This window comes from Azotobacter armeniacus, from assembly GCF_054779355.1.
The window spans coordinates 1-17,284 of record NZ_BAAGYK010000103.1; the positions used below are offsets into that span (position 1 = coordinate 1).

Annotated in this window: 20 protein-coding genes and 2 pseudogenes; 9 read left to right on the top strand and 13 right to left on the bottom strand. The window is 67.5% G+C overall.

Going from position 1 to position 17,284, the window contains the following annotated elements; all coding sequences use genetic code 11:
* Positions 1 to 82: 82 nt before the first annotated feature.
* A complete protein-coding gene (locus ACYVD0_RS13660) occupies positions 83 to 505 on the bottom strand; it encodes a DoxX family protein (protein WP_460427308.1) in 423 nt (140 codons plus the stop codon).
* Between the two features lie 117 nt (positions 506 to 622).
* Here ACYVD0_RS13660 and ACYVD0_RS13665 point away from each other — a divergent pair, with 117 nt between their 5' ends.
* From ACYVD0_RS13665 to ACYVD0_RS13675, 3 genes and pseudogenes are all read left to right on the top strand, one after another.
* Positions 623 to 1,504 (top strand): LysR family transcriptional regulator, encoded by an 882-nt coding sequence (locus ACYVD0_RS13665; protein ID WP_460427378.1) that lies wholly within the window; start codon positions 623 to 625, stop codon positions 1,502 to 1,504.
* Positions 1,505 to 1,645: 141 nt separating this feature from the next.
* A pseudogene (locus ACYVD0_RS13670) lies at positions 1,646 to 2,071 on the top strand (NfeD family protein).
* Between the two features lie 27 nt (positions 2,072 to 2,098).
* Positions 2,099 to 2,961 (top strand): annotated as a pseudogene (locus ACYVD0_RS13675) (SPFH domain-containing protein).
* Positions 2,962 to 3,008: 47 nt separating this feature from the next.
* On the opposite strand, the gene ACYVD0_RS13680 reads toward ACYVD0_RS13675, so the two are convergent.
* Positions 3,009 to 4,502 carry a YifB family Mg chelatase-like AAA ATPase gene (locus ACYVD0_RS13680; RefSeq protein ID WP_460427309.1) on the bottom strand — a complete coding sequence of 498 codons (1,494 nt, stop codon included), beginning with the start codon at positions 4,500 to 4,502 and terminating at the stop codon, positions 3,009 to 3,011.
* Between the two features lie 31 nt (positions 4,503 to 4,533).
* The gene (locus tag ACYVD0_RS13685) at positions 4,534 to 4,809 is read right to left on the bottom strand and encodes an accessory factor UbiK family protein (RefSeq protein ID WP_460427310.1); all 276 of its coding nucleotides are present in this window, start codon (positions 4,807 to 4,809) and stop codon (positions 4,534 to 4,536) included.
* A 364-nt stretch (positions 4,810 to 5,173) separates the two neighbouring features.
* Between ACYVD0_RS13685 and glnK the strand changes: the two genes are divergently transcribed.
* The 4 genes from glnK (at position 5,174) to sutA (ending at position 7,886) form a co-directional block, all read left to right on the top strand.
* Positions 5,174 to 5,512 (top strand): P-II family nitrogen regulator, encoded by a 339-nt coding sequence (gene glnK / locus ACYVD0_RS13690; protein ID WP_090621567.1) that lies wholly within the window; start codon positions 5,174 to 5,176, stop codon positions 5,510 to 5,512.
* A gap of 32 nt (positions 5,513 to 5,544) precedes the next feature.
* Complete coding sequence (locus tag ACYVD0_RS13695; protein WP_460427311.1) at positions 5,545 to 6,861, top strand: ammonium transporter; 1,317 nt, start codon at positions 5,545 to 5,547, stop codon at positions 6,859 to 6,861.
* A gap of 155 nt (positions 6,862 to 7,016) precedes the next feature.
* Positions 7,017 to 7,442 carry a YjbQ family protein gene (locus ACYVD0_RS13700; RefSeq protein ID WP_460427312.1) on the top strand — a complete coding sequence of 142 codons (426 nt, stop codon included), beginning with the start codon at positions 7,017 to 7,019 and terminating at the stop codon, positions 7,440 to 7,442.
* 123 nt (positions 7,443 to 7,565) lie between these two features.
* Positions 7,566 to 7,886, top strand: coding sequence for a transcriptional regulator SutA (gene sutA / locus ACYVD0_RS13705; protein ID WP_460427313.1), 321 nt, complete (start codon positions 7,566 to 7,568; stop codon positions 7,884 to 7,886).
* A gap of 68 nt (positions 7,887 to 7,954) precedes the next feature.
* Here the strand turns inward: sutA and ACYVD0_RS13710 are convergent, their stop codons facing one another.
* Genes ACYVD0_RS13710 through lptM form a run of 7 tightly spaced genes read right to left on the bottom strand, consistent with a single transcriptional unit; the run spans position 7,955 to position 13,363 of the window.
* Positions 7,955 to 8,767, bottom strand: coding sequence for a CPBP family intramembrane glutamic endopeptidase (locus ACYVD0_RS13710; protein WP_460427314.1), 813 nt, complete (start codon positions 8,765 to 8,767; stop codon positions 7,955 to 7,957).
* 5 nt (positions 8,768 to 8,772) lie between these two features.
* On the bottom strand, positions 8,773 to 9,474 hold the full coding sequence (locus tag ACYVD0_RS13715) for an HAD family hydrolase (RefSeq protein WP_460427315.1): 702 nt from the start codon (positions 9,472 to 9,474) through the stop codon (positions 8,773 to 8,775).
* Complete coding sequence (gene xerC / locus ACYVD0_RS13720; RefSeq protein ID WP_460427316.1) at positions 9,471 to 10,370, bottom strand: tyrosine recombinase XerC; 900 nt, start codon at positions 10,368 to 10,370, stop codon at positions 9,471 to 9,473. Before xerC ends, ACYVD0_RS13715 begins: the two co-directional genes overlap by 4 nt.
* Before the next feature lie 7 nt (positions 10,371 to 10,377).
* Positions 10,378 to 11,082, bottom strand: a complete 705-nt coding sequence (locus ACYVD0_RS13725; protein WP_460427317.1) for a DUF484 family protein — start codon at positions 11,080 to 11,082, stop codon at positions 10,378 to 10,380.
* A 2-nt stretch (positions 11,083 to 11,084) separates the two neighbouring features.
* Positions 11,085 to 11,915: a diaminopimelate epimerase gene (gene dapF, locus ACYVD0_RS13730; RefSeq protein ID WP_460427318.1), complete on the bottom strand. Its 831-nt coding sequence runs from the start codon at positions 11,913 to 11,915 to the stop codon at positions 11,085 to 11,087.
* Positions 11,916 to 11,928: 13 nt separating this feature from the next.
* Complete coding sequence (lysA, locus tag ACYVD0_RS13735; protein WP_460427319.1) at positions 11,929 to 13,176, bottom strand: diaminopimelate decarboxylase family protein; 1,248 nt, start codon at positions 13,174 to 13,176, stop codon at positions 11,929 to 11,931.
* 52 nt (positions 13,177 to 13,228) lie between these two features.
* Complete coding sequence (gene lptM / locus ACYVD0_RS13740; protein ID WP_012703235.1) at positions 13,229 to 13,363, bottom strand: LPS translocon maturation chaperone LptM; 135 nt, start codon at positions 13,361 to 13,363, stop codon at positions 13,229 to 13,231.
* 174 nt (positions 13,364 to 13,537) lie between these two features.
* Here lptM and cyaY point away from each other — a divergent pair, with 174 nt between their 5' ends.
* Positions 13,538 to 13,870 (top strand): iron donor protein CyaY, encoded by a 333-nt coding sequence (gene cyaY, locus ACYVD0_RS13745; RefSeq protein ID WP_460427320.1) that lies wholly within the window; start codon positions 13,538 to 13,540, stop codon positions 13,868 to 13,870.
* A gap of 22 nt (positions 13,871 to 13,892) precedes the next feature.
* On the opposite strand, the gene ACYVD0_RS13750 is transcribed toward cyaY, so the two are convergent.
* Positions 13,893 to 14,138 carry a TIGR02647 family protein gene (locus ACYVD0_RS13750; RefSeq protein ID WP_460427321.1) on the bottom strand — a complete coding sequence of 82 codons (246 nt, stop codon included), beginning with the start codon at positions 14,136 to 14,138 and terminating at the stop codon, positions 13,893 to 13,895.
* A 68-nt stretch (positions 14,139 to 14,206) separates the two neighbouring features.
* Positions 14,207 to 14,491 carry a hypothetical protein gene (locus ACYVD0_RS13755; protein ID WP_460427322.1) on the bottom strand — a complete coding sequence of 95 codons (285 nt, stop codon included), beginning with the start codon at positions 14,489 to 14,491 and terminating at the stop codon, positions 14,207 to 14,209.
* Positions 14,492 to 14,780: 289 nt separating this feature from the next.
* Here ACYVD0_RS13755 and ACYVD0_RS13760 point away from each other — a divergent pair, with 289 nt between their 5' ends.
* Positions 14,781 to 15,755 carry a magnesium transporter CorA family protein gene (locus ACYVD0_RS13760; protein WP_460427323.1) on the top strand — a complete coding sequence of 325 codons (975 nt, stop codon included), beginning with the start codon at positions 14,781 to 14,783 and terminating at the stop codon, positions 15,753 to 15,755.
* 37 nt (positions 15,756 to 15,792) lie between these two features.
* Here the strand turns inward: ACYVD0_RS13760 and argH are convergent, their stop codons facing one another.
* Positions 15,793 to 17,187, bottom strand: a complete 1,395-nt coding sequence (gene argH / locus ACYVD0_RS13765) for an argininosuccinate lyase (protein WP_460427324.1) — start codon at positions 17,185 to 17,187, stop codon at positions 15,793 to 15,795.
* Between the last annotated feature and the right edge of the window lie 97 nt (positions 17,188 to 17,284).

The window sequence follows — 17,284 nt, forward strand, 5'->3', positions numbered from 1 at the left end:
CGCCACGCTCGGCGGATCTGCGCAGTTCGTTCATATCGAATTCCTCGGTCGGCAAGGCCCGGCCGGAGCCGGGCGGGAAACTTCAGGCGTGGGCGGTACGGCGGCTGCGGTAGGCATCCAGGCTCAGGGCGCCGGCGCCGAAGGCGGCCACCTGCAGCAGGCCCCCGGCGATCGCCAGGTTCTTCAGGAAGTGGATGAGCTGGTTCTGGTCGCCGAACTGGTTGTGGAACGCCAGGGCCGTCGCCAGGGTGAAGCCGGCCATGACGGTGGCGACCAAGCGGGTGCGGTAGCCGACCAGCAGCGCCGTGGCGAAGCCCAGTTCGATCAGCAGCGCGATCGCCAGGGCCAAGGTGGGGAAGGGCATGCCGGTGCTGCCGATGTAGCCGAGGGTGGCGGCCGGGGCAGCGGCCTTGCCCAGGCCGCTGACGAGAAACAGCGAGCTCAGCAGGATGCGGCCGGTGAAGGCGGTGGCGGTGTTGGTGACGGTGCTGGTCGAGAAGGTCATGTCCGTGTCTCCGGGTCGGTGGAGGTGCCTTGTTCAGCACCGTGAGCACAGACTAGTGTCTTATTGCGATTCAATTAAGATGCCGGAAAGCGCTATATAGTCCATTCAGAAGAGACAATTAACCAGATCGAGGACATGCGCCTGTTCGTCGCCGTCGTGGACGGCGGAAGCTTCACCGCCGCTACCGAGGCGCTGGGGTTGTCCAAGCAGTTCGTCAGCCGCCGGCTGATGGGCCTGGAGGCACGGCTGGGGGTGCGCCTGCTCAACCGCTCGACCCGCCGGCTCGCCGTCACCCCGCTTGGGCTGCTCTACTGCGAGCGCGCCCGGCAGATCCTCGACGGCGTGGAGGCGGCCGAGCAGGCCATCCTGCAGCAGCGGGCGACGCCGCGAGGCACGCTGCGCCTGTCGGCGCCGATGTCCTTCGGCACCCTGCATCTCGGTCGCCTGCTGCCGGGCTTTCTCGAGCGCTACCCGGAGATCGCCGTTGAGCTGGACCTGAGCGACCGGCGGGTCGATCTGCTCGAGGAGGGCTACGACATGGCGGTGCGCATCGGCGAGCTCGCCGACTCTACGCTGATCGCCCGCGCCCTGACCCCGCTGGAGATGGTCACCTGCGCCAGTCCAGCCTACCTTGCTCGCCGCGGTACGCCGCAGATGCCGGCGGAACTGCGCGACCACGATTGCCTGCTCTACGGCCACGGCAAGGCGGTGGAGTGGACCTATTGGCGCGACGGCCGGCCCGAGCGCATCGGCGTTCGTGGCCGCTATCGCGTCAACAACGACGAGCTGGTGCGCGACGCCGCCCTCGCCGGGCTCGGCCTCGCTTGGCTGCCGACCTTCATCGTCGGCCCGGAACTGGCCACGGGCGCGCTGGTGCCGGTGCTCGAAGCCTTCCTGCCGCCACCGGCGAAGATCTACGCGGTCTACCCGCAGCATCGCCAGGTCTCGGCGCTGATTCGCGCTTTCACCGACTATCTGCATGAGGACTTGAATCGGTGACAGAGGGCAATGGCGTCGTTTCACGGAGAGATGGGAAAGGCACTCAGGTCAAGTCTGCTCCACGGCGCTGCATCCTGTTGCCGGGATTGCTGGCCAGTTAATATCGTGCGGCCGATAACGGCGATGAACGCTGAGGAGTGGATGGCGATGGAGTGGTGGCACTGGGTCGTCGGCGGGGTCGTACTGATCCTGCTGGAACTGGCCATACCGGCGTTTTTCGTGATCTGGTTCGGCCTCTGGGCCCTGCTGCTGGCCGGCGCTCTTTCGCTGACCGCGCAGCTGCTGGTTTGGATCCCGAGTTCGCTGGCGATGACCGCGCTGTGCTTCGGCGTGTTCCGGCCCGGCCGGTAGACGACGCGGATCGGCACGGCGGCCGGCGAGGCGATCGGCGAGATGGGGCTCTTGGTCAGCGCCATCGCCCCCTTCGAGCGGGGCCGGGTGCGTTTCCAGAAGCCGATTCTTGGCGCCGAGGAGTGGGCCTGCATGGCCGAGGCGACCATTCCTGCGGGGGAGCGGGTGCGCGTGGTGTCAATCGAGGGCAGTTACGTCAAGGTAGCCAGGGTCTGATCTTTCCAAAGAAACAAGGAGCACTACATGAGTGCGGGATTGGCAGTGGCGATCGCGGTTCTCGCGTTCGTCCTCATTACCGTCGCCAAGGGGTACGGCTGGTGGCCCAGGGCGAGGCGTGGGTCGTGGAGCGGCTGGGGCGCTACCACGTCACTCTGCGGCCGGGACTGAACCTTATCATCCCCTTCCTGGACAACGTCGCCTACAAGCTGGTGACCAAGGACATCATCCTCGATGTGCAGCAGCACGAAGTCATCACCCGCGACAATGCGGTGATCCTCGCCAATGCCACCGCCTTCGTGAAGGTCACCGATCCGGCCAAGGCGGTCTACGGGGTCACCGGCTTCTCCGAGGCGATCCGCAACCTGATCATGACCACTCTGCGCTCGATCGTTGGCGAGATGGAGCTGGACGAGGCGCTGTCCTCGCGGGACAAGATCAAGGCCCGGCTGCGCGAGAGCATCGCCGACGAGGCGGTGGACTGGGGGCTGACGGTGAAGTCGGTGGAGATCCAGGACATCAAGCCGTCCGAGTCGATGCAGCGGGCAATGGAACTGCAGGCAGCCGCCGAGCGCGAGCGCAAGGCCGCAGTGACCAAGGTCGAGGGCGCGAAGCAGGCGACGATCCTCGAAGCCGAGGCGCGCCTGGAGTCGGCGCGGCGCGACGCCAATGCCCAGGTGCTGCTGGCCGAGGCCTCGTCCGAGGCGATCAGCCGGGTGACCAATGCGGTCGGTACGGAGCCCGGGCCGATGATGTACCTGCTCGGCGAGAAGTACATCACCTCCCTGGAAAAGCTTGCCCAGAGCGGCAACGCCAAGGTGGTGGTGATGCCCGCCGACCTGCAGGAAACTCTGCGCGGCCTGCTCGGCAGGCTGACTGGGCGCAACTGAGGGGACTTTTCCCCTCAACTCAACCCTCTCCCCGGCGGGACGTGTGCTCAGGCGGTGCTGGCCCGGTACTGCAGGGCTTCGGCCAGGTGCACGCGGGCGATGTCCGGCACCGCCTCGAGATCGGCCAGGGTGCGTGCCACCTTGAGGATGCGGTGGGCGGCGCGCAGCGACAGGCCGAGGCGTTCGCAAGCGCATTCCAGCCACTGACGATCTTCGCTGTCCAGTGCGCAGTGTTGGTGCAGACCAGGCAGGTCGAGGAAAGCATTGGGGCAACCTTGGCGTGCGAGCTGGCGGTTGCGCGCCGCCGCCACCTGGGTCGCGGCGCTGGCGGTATCCGGGCCGTCCAGGCGCGGTGCGCCCAGGGCGGTGGCCTCGCGGGTGACGCCGATATGCAGGTCGATGCGGTCGAGCAGCGGGCCGGACAGCTTGGCGCGGTAGCGCTGGATCTGTTCAGGGCTGCAGCGGCAGCGGCCGGCGGGGTCGCCCAGGTAGCCGCAGGGGCAGGGGTTCATCGCCGCGACCAGTTGGAAGCGCGCCGGAAAACGCACCTTGTCGTTGGCCCGGGCGATGACGATCTCGCCGCTTTCCAGGGGCTCGCGCAGCACTTCCAGCACCTTGCGGTCGAACTCCGGCAATTCGTCGAGAAATAATACTCCCTGGTGGGCCAGGGTGATCTCCCCGGGGCGCGGCCGGCTGCCGCCGCCGACCAGCGCTGGTCCCGAGGCGCTGTGGTGCGGCTGACGGAACGGCCGCTTCGGCCAGGCCGCGAGCGGTGCGGCGCCGGCCACCGAGTGGATCGCCGCCACTTCCAGCGCCTCGCGCTCGTCCAAAGGCGGCAGCAGTCCCGGCAGGCGGCTGGCCAGAAGGGTCTTTCCGGTTCCCGGCGGGCCGCTGAGCAGCAGGTTGTGGGAGCCGGCGGCGGCCACCAGCAGGGCACGCTTGGCCGCGGCCTGGCCCTGCACTTCGGCGAGGTCGGGGTAGGATGGCGCCTGGCGCAGCAGGCCCTGGGCCTGGTAGGGCGCCAGCGGGGCCTGGCCGTTCAGGTGGGCGGCCAGCTCCAGCAGGTGGTCGACGGCCAGCACGGTCAGTCCCGAGGCCAGGCTGGCCTCCTCGGCGTTCGCCCGCGGCACCACAAGGGTGCGTCCGGCGGCGCGGGCGGCCAGCGCGGCGGGCAGCACGCCCTGGACCGGCCGCAGGCTGCCGGAGAGGGCCAGCTCGCCGAGGCATTCCAGGGGGCCGAGGGCCTCGGTGGGCAGCTGCTCGCTGGCAGCGAGGATGCCGAGGGCGATGGCCAGGTCGAAGCGTCCGCCGTCCTTGGGCAGGTCGGCGGGTGCCAGATTGAGGGTGATGCGCCGCGCCGGAAAGTCGAAGCCGGAGGTGAGGATGGCGCTGCGCACGCGGTCCTTGCTCTCGCGGACCGCGGTTTCCGGCAGGCCGACCAGGGTCAGCGCCGGCAGGCCGTTGGCGAGGTGAGCCTCCACGGTGACGGCGGGCGCTTCGACGCCCACCTGGGCGCGGCTGTGGACGATGGCCAGGGACATGGATCTCTCCTTGATCGCATTCCCCGCACGCTCAGGCGGCGGGCGGGGTGGGGGGCTGTTCGCCCAGGCGTGCCTCGAGTTCGGCGACCTTGGCTTCCAGAGCCTCCAGGCGGGCGCGGGTGTGGGCGAGGACGGCCATCTGGCTGTCGAACTCTTCCCGGCTGACCAGATCGAGTTTGCTGAAGGCGCTCTGCAGCAGGGCCTTGAGCTGGGCTTCGAGCTCGCGTGGCGGGAGTGGCGCCTCGCCGTTGAACAGGCGGGCGGCATGGGTGCTGAGGGTGTCGAACAGGGCTTTGGGTGGCAGCATGATACGGTTCCGGAGTCAATCGGTCGGCAGTGTAGCACGGGGCATCGGCAAGACTGCCGAGAGGTGTTGTGCACGGTTTTTGTGCTGGCGTGCGCTGGACTGCGCACTGAATGGGTGCGGGATTTTCCCGTAGCGCTTTAGAGAAGTTCTATAACCGTTTGCTAATAGGGGTTTTTGCCGTTTGTCGATAGCGGTATGATTTTTGCCTTTGCGAAGGCATGGGATCCAGCGTGCTCGCCAGAGCCGGGTGCCGTCGAGCGGGTCGGCCCGAGATACCCGCGCGTTACAAAGCCAGACACTGCGCTTAGACTTGAATTGGGGTCGTTTTTTCCTGGGGCAAGTCCACTACACGGAGATACGTTTCATGAAGCTAGTCACTGCCATCATCAAGCCGTTCAAGCTGGACGACGTACGCGAGTCGCTGTCGGAGATTGGGGTGCAGGGCATCACCGTCACCGAAGTCAAGGGGTTTGGCCGGCAGAAGGGTCATACCGAGCTGTACCGGGGTGCGGAGTACGTGGTCGACTTTCTGCCCAAGGTGAAGATCGATGTGGCCATCGAGGACGGCCAACTCGATCACGTCATCGAGGCGATCACCAAAGCTGCCAACACCGGCAAGATCGGTGACGGCAAGATTTTCGTAGTCAATCTAGAACAGGCCATCCGCATCCGTACCGGCGAAACCGGCACCGACGCGATCTGAGCCTACGATCCCCCCGCCCCAGGAGATAACCAATGATGTTGCGCAAAAGCGCAGGGCTCGCTGCCCTTCCCTCTCTCTTCTTGCCTGCTCTAGCCAGCGCCCAGGAGGCCACGTTGGACTCCGGCGATACCGCCTGGATGCTCACCGCCACGGCGCTGGTGCTGTTCATGACCGTTCCCGGTCTGGCGCTGTTCTACGGCGGCATGGTGCGCTCGAAGAATGTGCTCTCGGTGATGATGCAGTGTTTTGCCATCACCGGCCTGATCAGCGTGCTCTGGGTCCTTTTCGGCTACAGCATCGCCTTCGACACCACCGGCATGGAAGAGGGCGTGCTCAACTTCAGCTCCTTCGTTGGCGGTTTGGAGAAGGCCTTTCTCAGCGGGTTGACCACCGACAGCCTGGTTGGCACCTTTCCTGAAAGCGTCTTCATCACCTTCCAGATGACTTTCGCCATCATCACTCCGGCGCTGATCACCGGTGCTTTCGCCGAGCGCATGAAGTTCTCATCGATGCTGGTGTTCATGTCCGTCTGGTTCCTGCTGGTCTACGCGCCCATCGCCCACATGGTCTGGAGCGGCAACGGCGCGCTGATGTGGGACTGGGGCGTGCTTGACTTCGCTGGCGGCACCGTGGTGCACATCAACGCCGGTGTCGCCGGCCTGATGGCCTGCCTGGTGCTGGGCAAGCGCAAGGGCTACCCGGGCGTCGCCATGACCCCGCACAACCTCGGCTACACCCTGATCGGCGCGGCCATGCTGTGGGTCGGCTGGTTCGGCTTCAATGCCGGTTCCGCGATCGCCGCCAACGGCACCGCCGGTATGGCCATGCTGGTGACCCAGATCGCCACTGCCGCCGCGGCACTGACCTGGATGGTCGCCGAGTGGCTGACCCACGGCAAGCCGAGCGCCCTGGGCATCGCCTCCGGCGTGGTCGCCGGCCTGGTGGCCATCACCCCGGCCGCCGGCACCGTCGGCCCGATGGGCGCCCTGGTGATCGGTCTGGCCTCCGGCGCAATCTGTTTCTACTGCGCCACCAGCCTGAAGCGCAACCTCGGCTATGACGATTCCCTCGATGCCTTCGGCGTGCACGGTATCGGCGGCATCGTCGGTGCGCTGCTGACCGGCCTGTTCGCGGCACCGGCCCTGGGTGGTTTCGGCGAGGTGGACAGCATCGCCAGCCAGCTGTGGATCCAGACCAAGGGTGTGCTCTTCACCGTGATCTACACCGGTGTCGTCACCTTCGCGATCCTCAAGGTGATCGAGCGGGTGATGGGCCTGCGCATCAGCGATGAGGAAGAAACCATCGGTCTCGACCTCTCCCTGCACAACGAGCGCGGCTACAACATCTGAGGGTCGGGAGGGCGGCCGGAGCGATCCGGCCGCCATTCTCCCTGCGGCCGTGCTCCGGCAATGGTCGCAAACCGTCAAAAGGGCGCCATCGGCGCCCTTTGCTTTTTTCTGTGCCGCGCTAGAATTCCCGCGGCAGAATCCTGGAGCTGTGGCAGATGTGGCAACAGACGACTATCACCCTGCGTGCGCGGCCGCGCGGCTTCCATCTGGTGACCGACGAGCTGCTTGCCGGCCTGCCGGAGCTGGCCTCCTGCCGGGTGGGGCTGCTGCACCTCTGGCTGCAGCACACCTCGGCCTCGTTGACGATCAACGAGAATGCCGACGCGGCGGTGCGGCGCGATTTCGAGCGCTTCTTCAACCGTCTGGTGCCCCAGGGCGACGGCGGCTACGAACATGACTATGAAGGGCCGGACGATCTGCCAGCGCACTTCAAGGCCAGTCTGCTGGGCTGCCAACTGCTCCTGCCGGTGACGGCGGGACGCCTGGCGCTGGGGATCTGGCAGGGAATCTATCTCGGCGAGCACCGCGAACATGGGGGCGCGCGCCGCATCCTGGCCACGCTGCAGGGCCGAGGGAACTGATTTTTTTGGCGAAGCTCTCAGAGCTGAGATCGCCCAACGAATGCAGTGGTCCGCGGGCCAGGGTCAAAGCGACCGCTGGCGGGACTATAACCAACCTGTTGTATGCAAGTCGTGAGGTCGAACATGAGCGATGAAGAACTGGAACAGGAAGAGCTGGAAGCGGGTGAGGAGGACGAAGGTGAGGAGCTGAACGCCGCCGACGAGGCAGTCGCTGAGGAGGACGACGGCAGTGACCGGGTGGTGGCCTCCGGCAAGAAGTCCAAGAGCACAGTGGACGTTGACGAGATGCTCAGCGTTGAGGCCAAGCAGAAGGATCGCGATGCGTTGGCGCGGGCCATGGAGGAATTCCTGGCGCGCGGCGGCAAGGTGCAGGAAGTCGAGCCGAACGTGGTCGCCGACCCGCCGAAGAAGCCGGACAGCAAGTACGGTAGCCGCCCCATCTGACCCTTTCCGGTCGGCTGGCGGCGCAAGGGCGGCCTGGGAGCGAATCCCGGGCCGCCTTTTTTGTGCCTTCAGTTCAGGCGCAGCGGGTAGCTGAGCAGCAGGAAGTGCAGCAGGTTGACCGCCCCGTGCAGCAGCACCGCCGCGCCCAGGCGGCCGGACAACTGCATGACCCAGCCGTAGCCGAGGCCTGCCACGCCGGCGAGCAGGGCGAACGACAGGCTGAAGGGCACATGGGCCAGGCCGAACAGGGCGGCGCTCAAGGCGATCCCGCGGACCGTGCCGAGGCGCTGCACCAGCGCGCCCTGTAGTAGGCCGCGAAACAGCAGCTCCTCGGCCAGTACCGTCACCCCGGGATTCACCGCCAGCCAGGCCGGCAGCTCGGCGGGCCATTTCGGCTGCCAGGCCAGCATGCCGCCGGCCAGGGCCAGCGTCGGCACGCCGAGCAGGGTCGCCAGGGCGCAGGCCCAGGCCCGGCCTGGCCGTGCCGGCGCGCGGGGGCGCGTGGCGGCCTCCGTCCACCACCAGCCCAGCAAGGTGGCGCCGAGCAGCAGCTTGTCCCAGGACAAGCGCACGCCGTAGGGCGGCGCGTCGGGGCTGAGCGGGTGCGGTTCGGCGAGCAGCAGCGGGACGAAGCCGGGTAGCAGGTGGGCGGCCAGCGCCAGGCTGGCAAGCAGCACGCTGGCGCGCCAGGGGCCATCCGCCAAGTATGGCCGGGAGTAGAACACCCAGGCGACGAAGAGGCTGCCGGCGAGCAGGCCGGCTGGCTGGATGCCTCCGGCGAGGCTGCCGGCGAGCAGCACCAGCGCTGGTGGCAACAGGCGGTAGCGGCTTTCCGCCGGCCAGGCATGGGGTCGGCCGGGGACGGCGGGATCGCCGTGCACCGCCGTCAGCCGGCTTGCCAGTGACCGAGCAGCGCCGGCAGCTCGGCCAGGCTGGCGATCTGCGCGTCTGGTGTGCCGTCGTGGCTCCAGGGCTTGCCGGCGGGGTTGTACCAGATCGCCCGCAGGCCGGCGCGCTGGGCACCCTGGATGTCGTCGTCGGGGTGGTCGCCGATGTGCACTGCCTGTTCGGCCGCCACGCCGCCGCGCCGCAGGGCCTCGAGGAACGGCTGCGGATCGGGCTTGCCGATGCCCAGCTCTTCTGCACAGAGGGTAAAGCGGAAGTAGTCGGCCAGGCCCAGGCGGCGCACGTCGGCGTTGCCGTTGGTGAGCACGCCAAGGACGTAACGGTTGGCGAGGATTTCCAGGGTCGGTTGCGTCTCGGGGAAGAATTCGATCCGGTGGCGTGCGGCGAGGAAGGTCTGGAAGGCCTGCTCGGCCAGCTCTCGCGCCTCGGCTGCAGGGTAGCCGGCTTCCTCGAGGGCGTGCAGCAGCACACGGCGGCGCAGCTCGCTGATGCGGTGCCGGAGCGTCGGCTCCCCTTCGACCAGGCGGGTGCGGATCGGCCACAGGTGTTCGACCGGCACCGCGCCGAGCAGCGGCGCGTGGCGGCCCAGCCAGTCGCGCAGTTCGGCTTCGGCGCCCTCGATGACCGGGGCGACGTTCCACAGGGTGTCGTCGAGGTCGAAGGTGATCAGGCGGATGCTCATGGGGTCTCGTCCTTGCGGCGGCGCGCCCGTGGATGGGCCTGGTCGTAGACCGCCGCCAGGTGCTGGAAGTCGAGATGGGTGTAGATCTGCGTGGTGGCGATGTCGGCATGGCCGAGCAGTTCCTGCACCGCGCGCAGGTCCTGGGAGGACTCCAGCAGGTGGCTGGCGAAGCTATGGCGCAGCATGTGCGGGTGCAGGTGCTGGCCCAGTTCGCGCACGCCGGCCTGGCGCACCCGCAGCTGCACGGCGCGCGGACTCAGGCGGCGGCCTTGGCGGCCAATGAACAGCGCGCCGTCGGCCGGCCGCGCCAGCGCCCGCAGCGGCAGCCAGGCCTCCAGCGCCTGGCGTGCCTTGCTGCCGATCGGCAGTTCGCGGACCTTGTTGCCCTTGCCGTGCACCCGCACCAGCCCGTCGGCCAGGTCGAGGCGCTCCAGGTCCAGGCCGACCAGCTCCGAGAGGCGCAGGCCGGAGGAGTAGAAAAGTTCGAGGATGGCCTGGTCGCGGCGGGCGATGAAGTCGTCCTCGATGGCGCCGTCGAGCAGCTGCTGGGTGCGGTCGGCATCCAGGGTGCGCGGCAGCCGGCGCTCGCCCTTGGGCGGGCTCAGGCCGGCGGCGGGATCGTGCTGGCAGTGGCCTTCGCGCAGCAGGTAGCGGTAGAAGCCGCGCACCGCCGAGAGCAGCCGCGCCAGGCTGCGACCGGAGAGGCCCTGCAAGTGCAGCTTGGCGATCAGCCGGCGCAGGCGGGCGGCGTCCAGCGCGCTCCAGGCGGCCAGCCCCTCCCGTTCGCAGTGGGTGAGGACCTTGCCGAGATCGCGGCGGTAGCCGTCGAGGGTGTGGGGCGACACCTGGCGCTCGCTGCGCAGGTGGTCGAGGAAGGCATCGAGATCGGCCTGCATGGGCGGCTTATCTGACCGAGCGCAGCGGGGTGCTGACCAGGCGCGGTAGCAGGCGGGCGAGGACGTCGGCGATGTAGCCGAGAAAGAGGGTGCCGAGACTGCTCCTGTAGTGCTGGGGATCGGGGCTGCCGACCGCCAGCACGCCGTGCAGGCCCTGGTGGTCGAGGGCGGCCACCGCGGCCGAGCCTATCTGCGGGCGACGCTCCTCGCCGAACAGGAAGCCCAGCTCGTGGCTGCGCAGTACGCCGCAGAGGGGCTTGCCGCAGGCCAGGAGGCCGCCGATGGCTTGCTGGGCCTCTTCGGTGTCAACCCAGCGGCCCGCTGGGCTGGCATGTTCGCCGAACAGGATCAGCCCGACGAAGGGGACCTGGAACTCGTGGCGCAGGCTGTCCTCCACCAGGCCGACTGCCTCTTCCAGCGTGGTCGCGTCGAGCAGGTCGAGCACCAGGCGCCGGGTCTTGTCGAACAGGCGGTCGTTGTCACGGGCCACGTCCATCAACTGTCCCAGGCGTCCCCGCAGCTCGTTGTTGCGTTCGCGCAGCAGCCTGAGCTGGCGCTCCACCAGCGACACCGCGGCACCGCTCGAATGGGGAATATTCAGTTCCGCCAGCAGCTCTTCGCGACCCAGGAAGAACTGCGGATTCCGCAGCAGGAAGTCTGCAACGGCTGTGGCATCGACGGGCTCTTGGGGCTGCTCACTCATTTGCTGCATCCTCATAGACGTACCTGGCCTTCGTACACGCGCACCGCAGGGCCGGTCATCATGACCGACTGGCCCGGCCCCGCCCAGGTGATGGACAGCCGGCCGCCCGGCAGGTCGATCAGCACCGGCGAATCCATCCAGCCCTGACGAATCGCCGCCACCGCTGCTGCGCAGGCGCCGGTGCCGCAGGCCTGGGTCTCGCCGGCGCCGCGTTCCCAGACGCGCAGCCTGGCGTGCTGGCGGTCGACGACCTGGAGGAAACCCGCGTTGACCCGCTGCGGAAAGCGTGGATGATGTTCCAGTTTAGGCCCCAACTCGTGCACTGGTGCGCTTTCGACATCCTCCACCCGCAGCACCGCATGGGGGTTGCCCATGGACAGCGCGGCGAGCTCGACCGGCTGGCCGTCGACTTCGACCCGATAGCTGAGGGCGGCGGCTTCTGCCTGGAAGGGAACCTCCTTCGGTTCCACGCGTGGCGGGCCCATGTCGACGCAGACCTGGCCGTCCGGGCGGACGTCGAGTTCGATGATGCCGCTTTGGGTTTCCACGCGGATGCGCTTCTTCACTGTCAGGCGCTTGTCGAGCACGAAGCGGGCGAAGCAGCGTGCGCCATTGCCGCATTGCTCCACCTCGGAACCATCGGCGTTGAAGATGCGGTAGCGGAAGTCCACGTCCGGATCGGTCGGCGGCTCGACTATCAGTAGTTGGTCGAAGCCGATGCCGGTATGGCGGTCACCCCACTGCCTGGCGTGCTTGGGCTGAATGTGCGCGTGCTGGCTGACCAGGTCGAGGACCATGAAGTCGTTGCCGAGGCCGTGCATCTTGGTGAAACGCAGCAGCATGCCTGCCTCCGTGTCAATTGGGCAGCAGGCTTTCGCCGGCGTAGAGTTCCTCGATGGTTTCGCGGCGACGTACCAGGTGCATCTGCCCACCGTCCACCAGCACCTCGGCGGCGCGGCCGCGGGTGTTGTAGTTGGAGCTCATGACGAAGCCGTAGGCGCCGGCCGAACGCACGGCCAGCAGGTCGCCCTCGACCAGGGCCAGCTCGCGGTCCTTGGCGAGGAAGTCGCCGGTCTCGCAGATCGGTCCGACCAAATCGTAGCTGCAGACCTCGCCGCCGTGGGGCGTCACCGGCACCACGTCCATCCAGGCCTGGTAGAGGGCCGGGCGGATCAGATCGTTCATTGCCGCATCGACCACCGCGAAGTCCTTGTGCTCAGTGTGCTTGAGGTATTCCACGCGGGTCAGCAGCACGCCGGCATTGGCGACGATCGAGCGGCCCGGCTCGAGCACTAGGGCCAGGGTGCGGCCTGCAAGGCGTTCGCGCACCGCGGCGATGTAGGCGCCGGGCTGCGGCGGTTGCTCGTCACGGTACTGCACGCCGAGGCCGCCGCCGAGGTCCAGGTGGCGGATGGCGATGCCGCTCGCGGCCAGGCGGTCGATCAGCAGCAGCAGGCGGTCCAGGGCGTCGAGGAAGGGCGAGAGGGTGGTCAGCTGCGAGCCGATATGGCAGTCGACGCCGAGCACTTCCAGGTTGGGCAGCGCGGCGGCTCGGGCATAGATCTCCTCGGCCTGCTCGATGTCGATGCCGAACTTGTTTTCCTTGAGTCCGGTGGAGATGTAGGGATGGGTCTGGGCGTCCACGTCCGGGTTGACCCGCAGCGACACCGGGGCCTTGACCCCCAGTTCGGCGGCGACCTCCTGCAGGCGCTCCAGCTCTACCTCGGATTCGACGTTGAAGCAGTGCACGCCGACCTCCAGGGCGCGACGCATGTCCTCGCGGGTCTTGCCAACCCCGGAGAACACCACTTTTGCCGGATTGCCGCCGGCGGCCAGCACGCGCTCCAGTTCGCCGCGGGAGACGATGTCGAAGCCGGCGCCAAGGCGCGCCAGCAGGTTCAGCACGGCGAGGTTGGAATTGGCCTTGACCGCGAAGCAGACCAGGTGCGGCATACCCGCCAGGGCATCGGCGTAGGCGCGGTAGCGGGCCTCGATATGAGCGCGGGAGTAGACGTAGGTGGGGGTGCCGAAGCGTATGGCGATGGCGGACAGCGCCACGCCTTCCGCGAACAGCGTGCCGTCGCGGTAGTTGAAGGGTTCCATGGGGGCCTCCTGGGAAGAAGCCTGTCCGGGCGCTGCGGCGGCGGGCAGGTTCTTAGAATTCGAAACGGTCTTTGCGGTGGCCGGCTTTCTTGTCGTCAGGAAGGTAGAGCGGACCCTTCTGGCCGCAGCCGGCCAGGGGAGCGGCGAGCACGGCCAGCGCGAGGAGCGGAAGCAGCAGGCGCTTCATGACGGAAATCCTTGTGAACGCATTGAGTGTGCCAAAGTATACCGGCCCCCCGGCGGCTTGCCTATGCGCCGGGTCTCCCGCGTGGCGGGCCTTGCGGGGCACTGTCGCCCCCGCCGGCGCGCGAATCGGCTATCGTCGCCAGCCGCGACGTCATTGTTCTGACGAGGAACCAGCATGAGCCTTACCGAAGCCCGCTTCCACGGCCTGATCGACGACCTGCAGCAGGCCGTTGAGGACATTTTCGAAGACAGCGACCTGGACGTCGATCTGGAGAACTCTGCGGGCGTCCTGTCCGTCCGTTTCGAGAGCGGTAGCCAGATTATCCTCAGTCGCCAGGAGCCCCTGCGCCAGCTATGGCTGGCGGCGCGCTCCGGCGGTTTCCACTTCGACTACGACGAAGCCACCGGCCGCTGGATCTGCGACGCCAGCGGTGAGCCTTTGGGCGAGTTGCTCGCCCGCGTCACCCTCGAGCAGGTCGGCGAGGAGCTGGCATTCCCCGAACTCTGAGCCGGGTGGCCCGCGGTCGCGCTCAGGGGCGTGGGCCGGCGAGGATGGTCAGCAGGTTCTGTGCCTGTTCGGCGGCATCCAGGCCCAGACTGGTCAGGTAGCCGCCGTCGGGTCGGCTGATCAGGCCCTTGTCGTACAGCCGACGGGCGGCGGCCACGGTCTCCGGAGCCGCATCGTGATGGACCTTGATGCCTTCTTCCTGGCAATTGTCCAGGTTGAACAGGGCGAGGATTTCCAGCTCGGCAACCAGCGTTTGGGTGTAGGCCATGGGGGGACTCCGGAGGCGGGCCGTCGGCGACGGCAGTTTTTCCTCCAGTGTAGCGGCCGCCGCGGCGCCTAGCCGGCTGCCTCGGGCAACTCCGGCAACGCGCGCAGGGCCTGCTCGTACCAGGCGCCGTCGAACGGGCGATCCTCGCGCAGCATGGCGGCGATCTCGTGGGCCAGCACCAGGGCCATCAGATGGAGGATCTCCTCCCGTTCGTAGCCGACCAGGGTCAGCTTGTTCAGTGTGGCCTTGGCGGCCAGCGGATCGTCCGCTGCGATCTGGTTTTCGATGGCCTCGATCAGGGTCTGCTCGGCGAAGGCTTCATCATCCATCGGTTGTTGATCTAGCTGGCTCATGGGTTCTCCCGCAGCGGTCAAGGTGCCGCTGTCCAATTGGCAGAGAGGGCAGCGACCATCGTCGGCATGGCTGGTCTCGATGTAACGTACGCGCCGCGCAGCCGAACTGGCGGTCGGCGGCACTCTGGAGGCGCGGGGCGCCCGAGGCGGCTCTGCCCTTGTCAGTGATTCGCCCGGCACCCATGGCGGTGACTCCGTGGTGAAGGTCTGCTGCGCAATGATAACGCCTGGCGACCGGCCGCAGGCCGCGGTCGCAAGGCCACTATGCCCTGGAACAGGACCGCGTTGCATGATCACCTATTACCTGCTCGACGCCGATGGCCTGCGCCGGTTGCCGGCGGAAGATCTCCAGGCGCTGCCGCCGGGAGTGCTGTGGATCGACCTGCTGCAGCCCAGCCGCGAGGAGGAGCTGTTCCTCGAGCGGATGCTCGGGGTGGACATTCCGACCCGCGAGGAAATGGTGGAGATTGAGGATTCCTCGCGCTTCTACGAGAATGCCGGCACTCTCTACATGACCGTCAGCCTGGTCAGCGGTATCAGCGAACAACAGCCCGGCATCGCCGAGGTGACCTTCGTGCTCGGCCGCCAGTGGTTGGTAACGGTGCGCTACGCCGAGCTGTCGGCATTTCGTACCTTCGTCGGCAAGAACCTGCATCGCCCCGGACTGCATGGCTGCAGCGAGATGCTTTTTGCGGCGCTGATCGACAGTGTCGTCGATCGCATCGCCGACGTACTGGAGCTTTTGCAGAGGCAGTTGAACAGCCTGTCGCGGGCGATCTTCAGCGAATCCGCCGAGCGCCACTCGGAAAAGACCGACCTGCAGAAGGTCGTCAAGCTGCTCGGGCGGCACAATGCCCTGCAGGCCCGGCTGAACGAAAGCCTGCTGAGCATCGATCGGCAGATCAGCTACGTCCGCCAGGCCGGTAACGGCTGGCTGGACGAGTCGGCCCGGGGCCGGCTGAGAACCGCCGAACGGGACGTGCATTCCCTTAGCGGATACCAGGCGAAGATGTCCGGAGAGAGCAGCTTCCTGCTCGAGGCCACCCTCGGGCTGATCAACATCGAGCAGAACAGCATCATCAAGGTGTTCTCCATCGCCGCGGTGCTGTTCCTCCCGCCGACCCTGGTCGGCACCGTCTACGGGATGAACTTCCGTCACATGCCGGAGCTGGAGTGGTACCTCGGCTATCCGCTGGCGCTGGGCATGATGGTTGGCTCGGCCGCGCTGTCCTACGCCTGGTTCAGGTTCAAAGGCTGGCTGTAGCGCGGGCGGCGTGGCGCGCCCGCACAGCCGGCCTGCCTCAGCGCGCGGCCAGCAGCTGCTTGTTTCGGGCGACAGCGGCGCGCACCTGCTTGGGTGCGGTGCCGCCGATGTGATCGCGGGCGTTGACCGAGCCTTCCAGGGTCAGCACGGCGAACACGTCCTCGCCGATCTGGTCGCTGAACTGGCGCAGCTCGTCGAGGCTCATCTCGGCCAGATCCTTGTCCGACTCCAGACCGTATTTGACGGCATGCCCGACGATCTCGTGGCAGTCGCGGAACGGCAGGCCCTTGCGCACCAGGTAGTCGGCGAGGTCGGTGGCGGTGGAGAAGCCGCGCCGCGCCGCCTCGCGCATCACCTCGACGCGCGGCTTGAGCGCTGGGACCATGTCGGCGAAGGCGCGCAGGGAGTCGCGCAGGGTGTCGGCGGCGTCGAACAGCGGCTCCTTGTCCTCCTGGTTGTCCTTGTTGTAGGCCAGCGGCTGGCCCTTCATCAGGGTCAGCAGGCCGGTCAGGGCGCCGAACACCCGGCCGCTCTTGCCTCGCACCAGCTCCGGCACGTCCGGGTTCTTCTTCTGCGGCATGATCGAGGAGCCGGTGCAGAAGCGGTCGGGCAGCTCGATGAAATTGAACTGGGCGCTGGTCCACAGCACCAGCTCCTCGGAGAAGCGCGACAGGTGCATCATCGCCAGGGAGGCGGCGGCGCAGAATTCGATGGCGAAGTCGCGATCCGACACGCCGTCCAGTGAGTTGCCGCCGATGGCCTCGAAGCCGAGCAGCCGGCAGGTGATCTCGCGCTGGATCGGGTAGGTGGTGCCGGCCAGCGCCGCCGAGCCCAGCGGCATGCGGTTGACCCGCTTGCGGCAGTCGACCAGGCGCTCGTAGTCGCGCGACAGCATCTCGAACCAGGCCAGCAGATGATGGCCGAAGGTCACCGGCTGGGCGGTCTGCAGGTGGGTGAAGCCGGGCATGATCACCTCGGCATGGCGCTCGGCCTGCTCCAGCAAGCCCTGCTGCAGGCGGGTGATCTCGCCGAGGATGGTGTCGATCTCGTCGCGCAGCCACAGGCGGATGTCGGTGGCCACCTGGTCGTTGCGGCTACGGCCGGTGTGCAGCTTCTTGCCGGTGATGCCGATGCGGTCGGTCAGGCGTGCCTCGATGTTCATGTGCACGTCTTCCAGGTCGACGCGCCAGTCGAAGCTGCCAGCCTCGATCTCGCCCTGGATCTGCTTCAAGCCGTCGATGATCGCTTCGCACTCGGCCGCGCTCAGCACGCCGGCCTGCTCCAGCATGCTGGCGTGGGCGATGGAGCCCATGATGTCGTGGCGATACAGGCGCTTGTCGAAGTCGACGGAGGCGGTGAAGCGGGCGACAAAGGCGTCGACCGGCTCGCTGAAACGGCCGCCCCAGGACTGGTTGGTTTTCTCGGCGCTCATGGAGTTCTCTCGGCTGGTGCGCAAATGCGGACGGCCGCGGAAGCGGCCGGCAGGGTGGATGAAGGTTGCGCGGATGATAGCAGGGTATGCGGAAAAA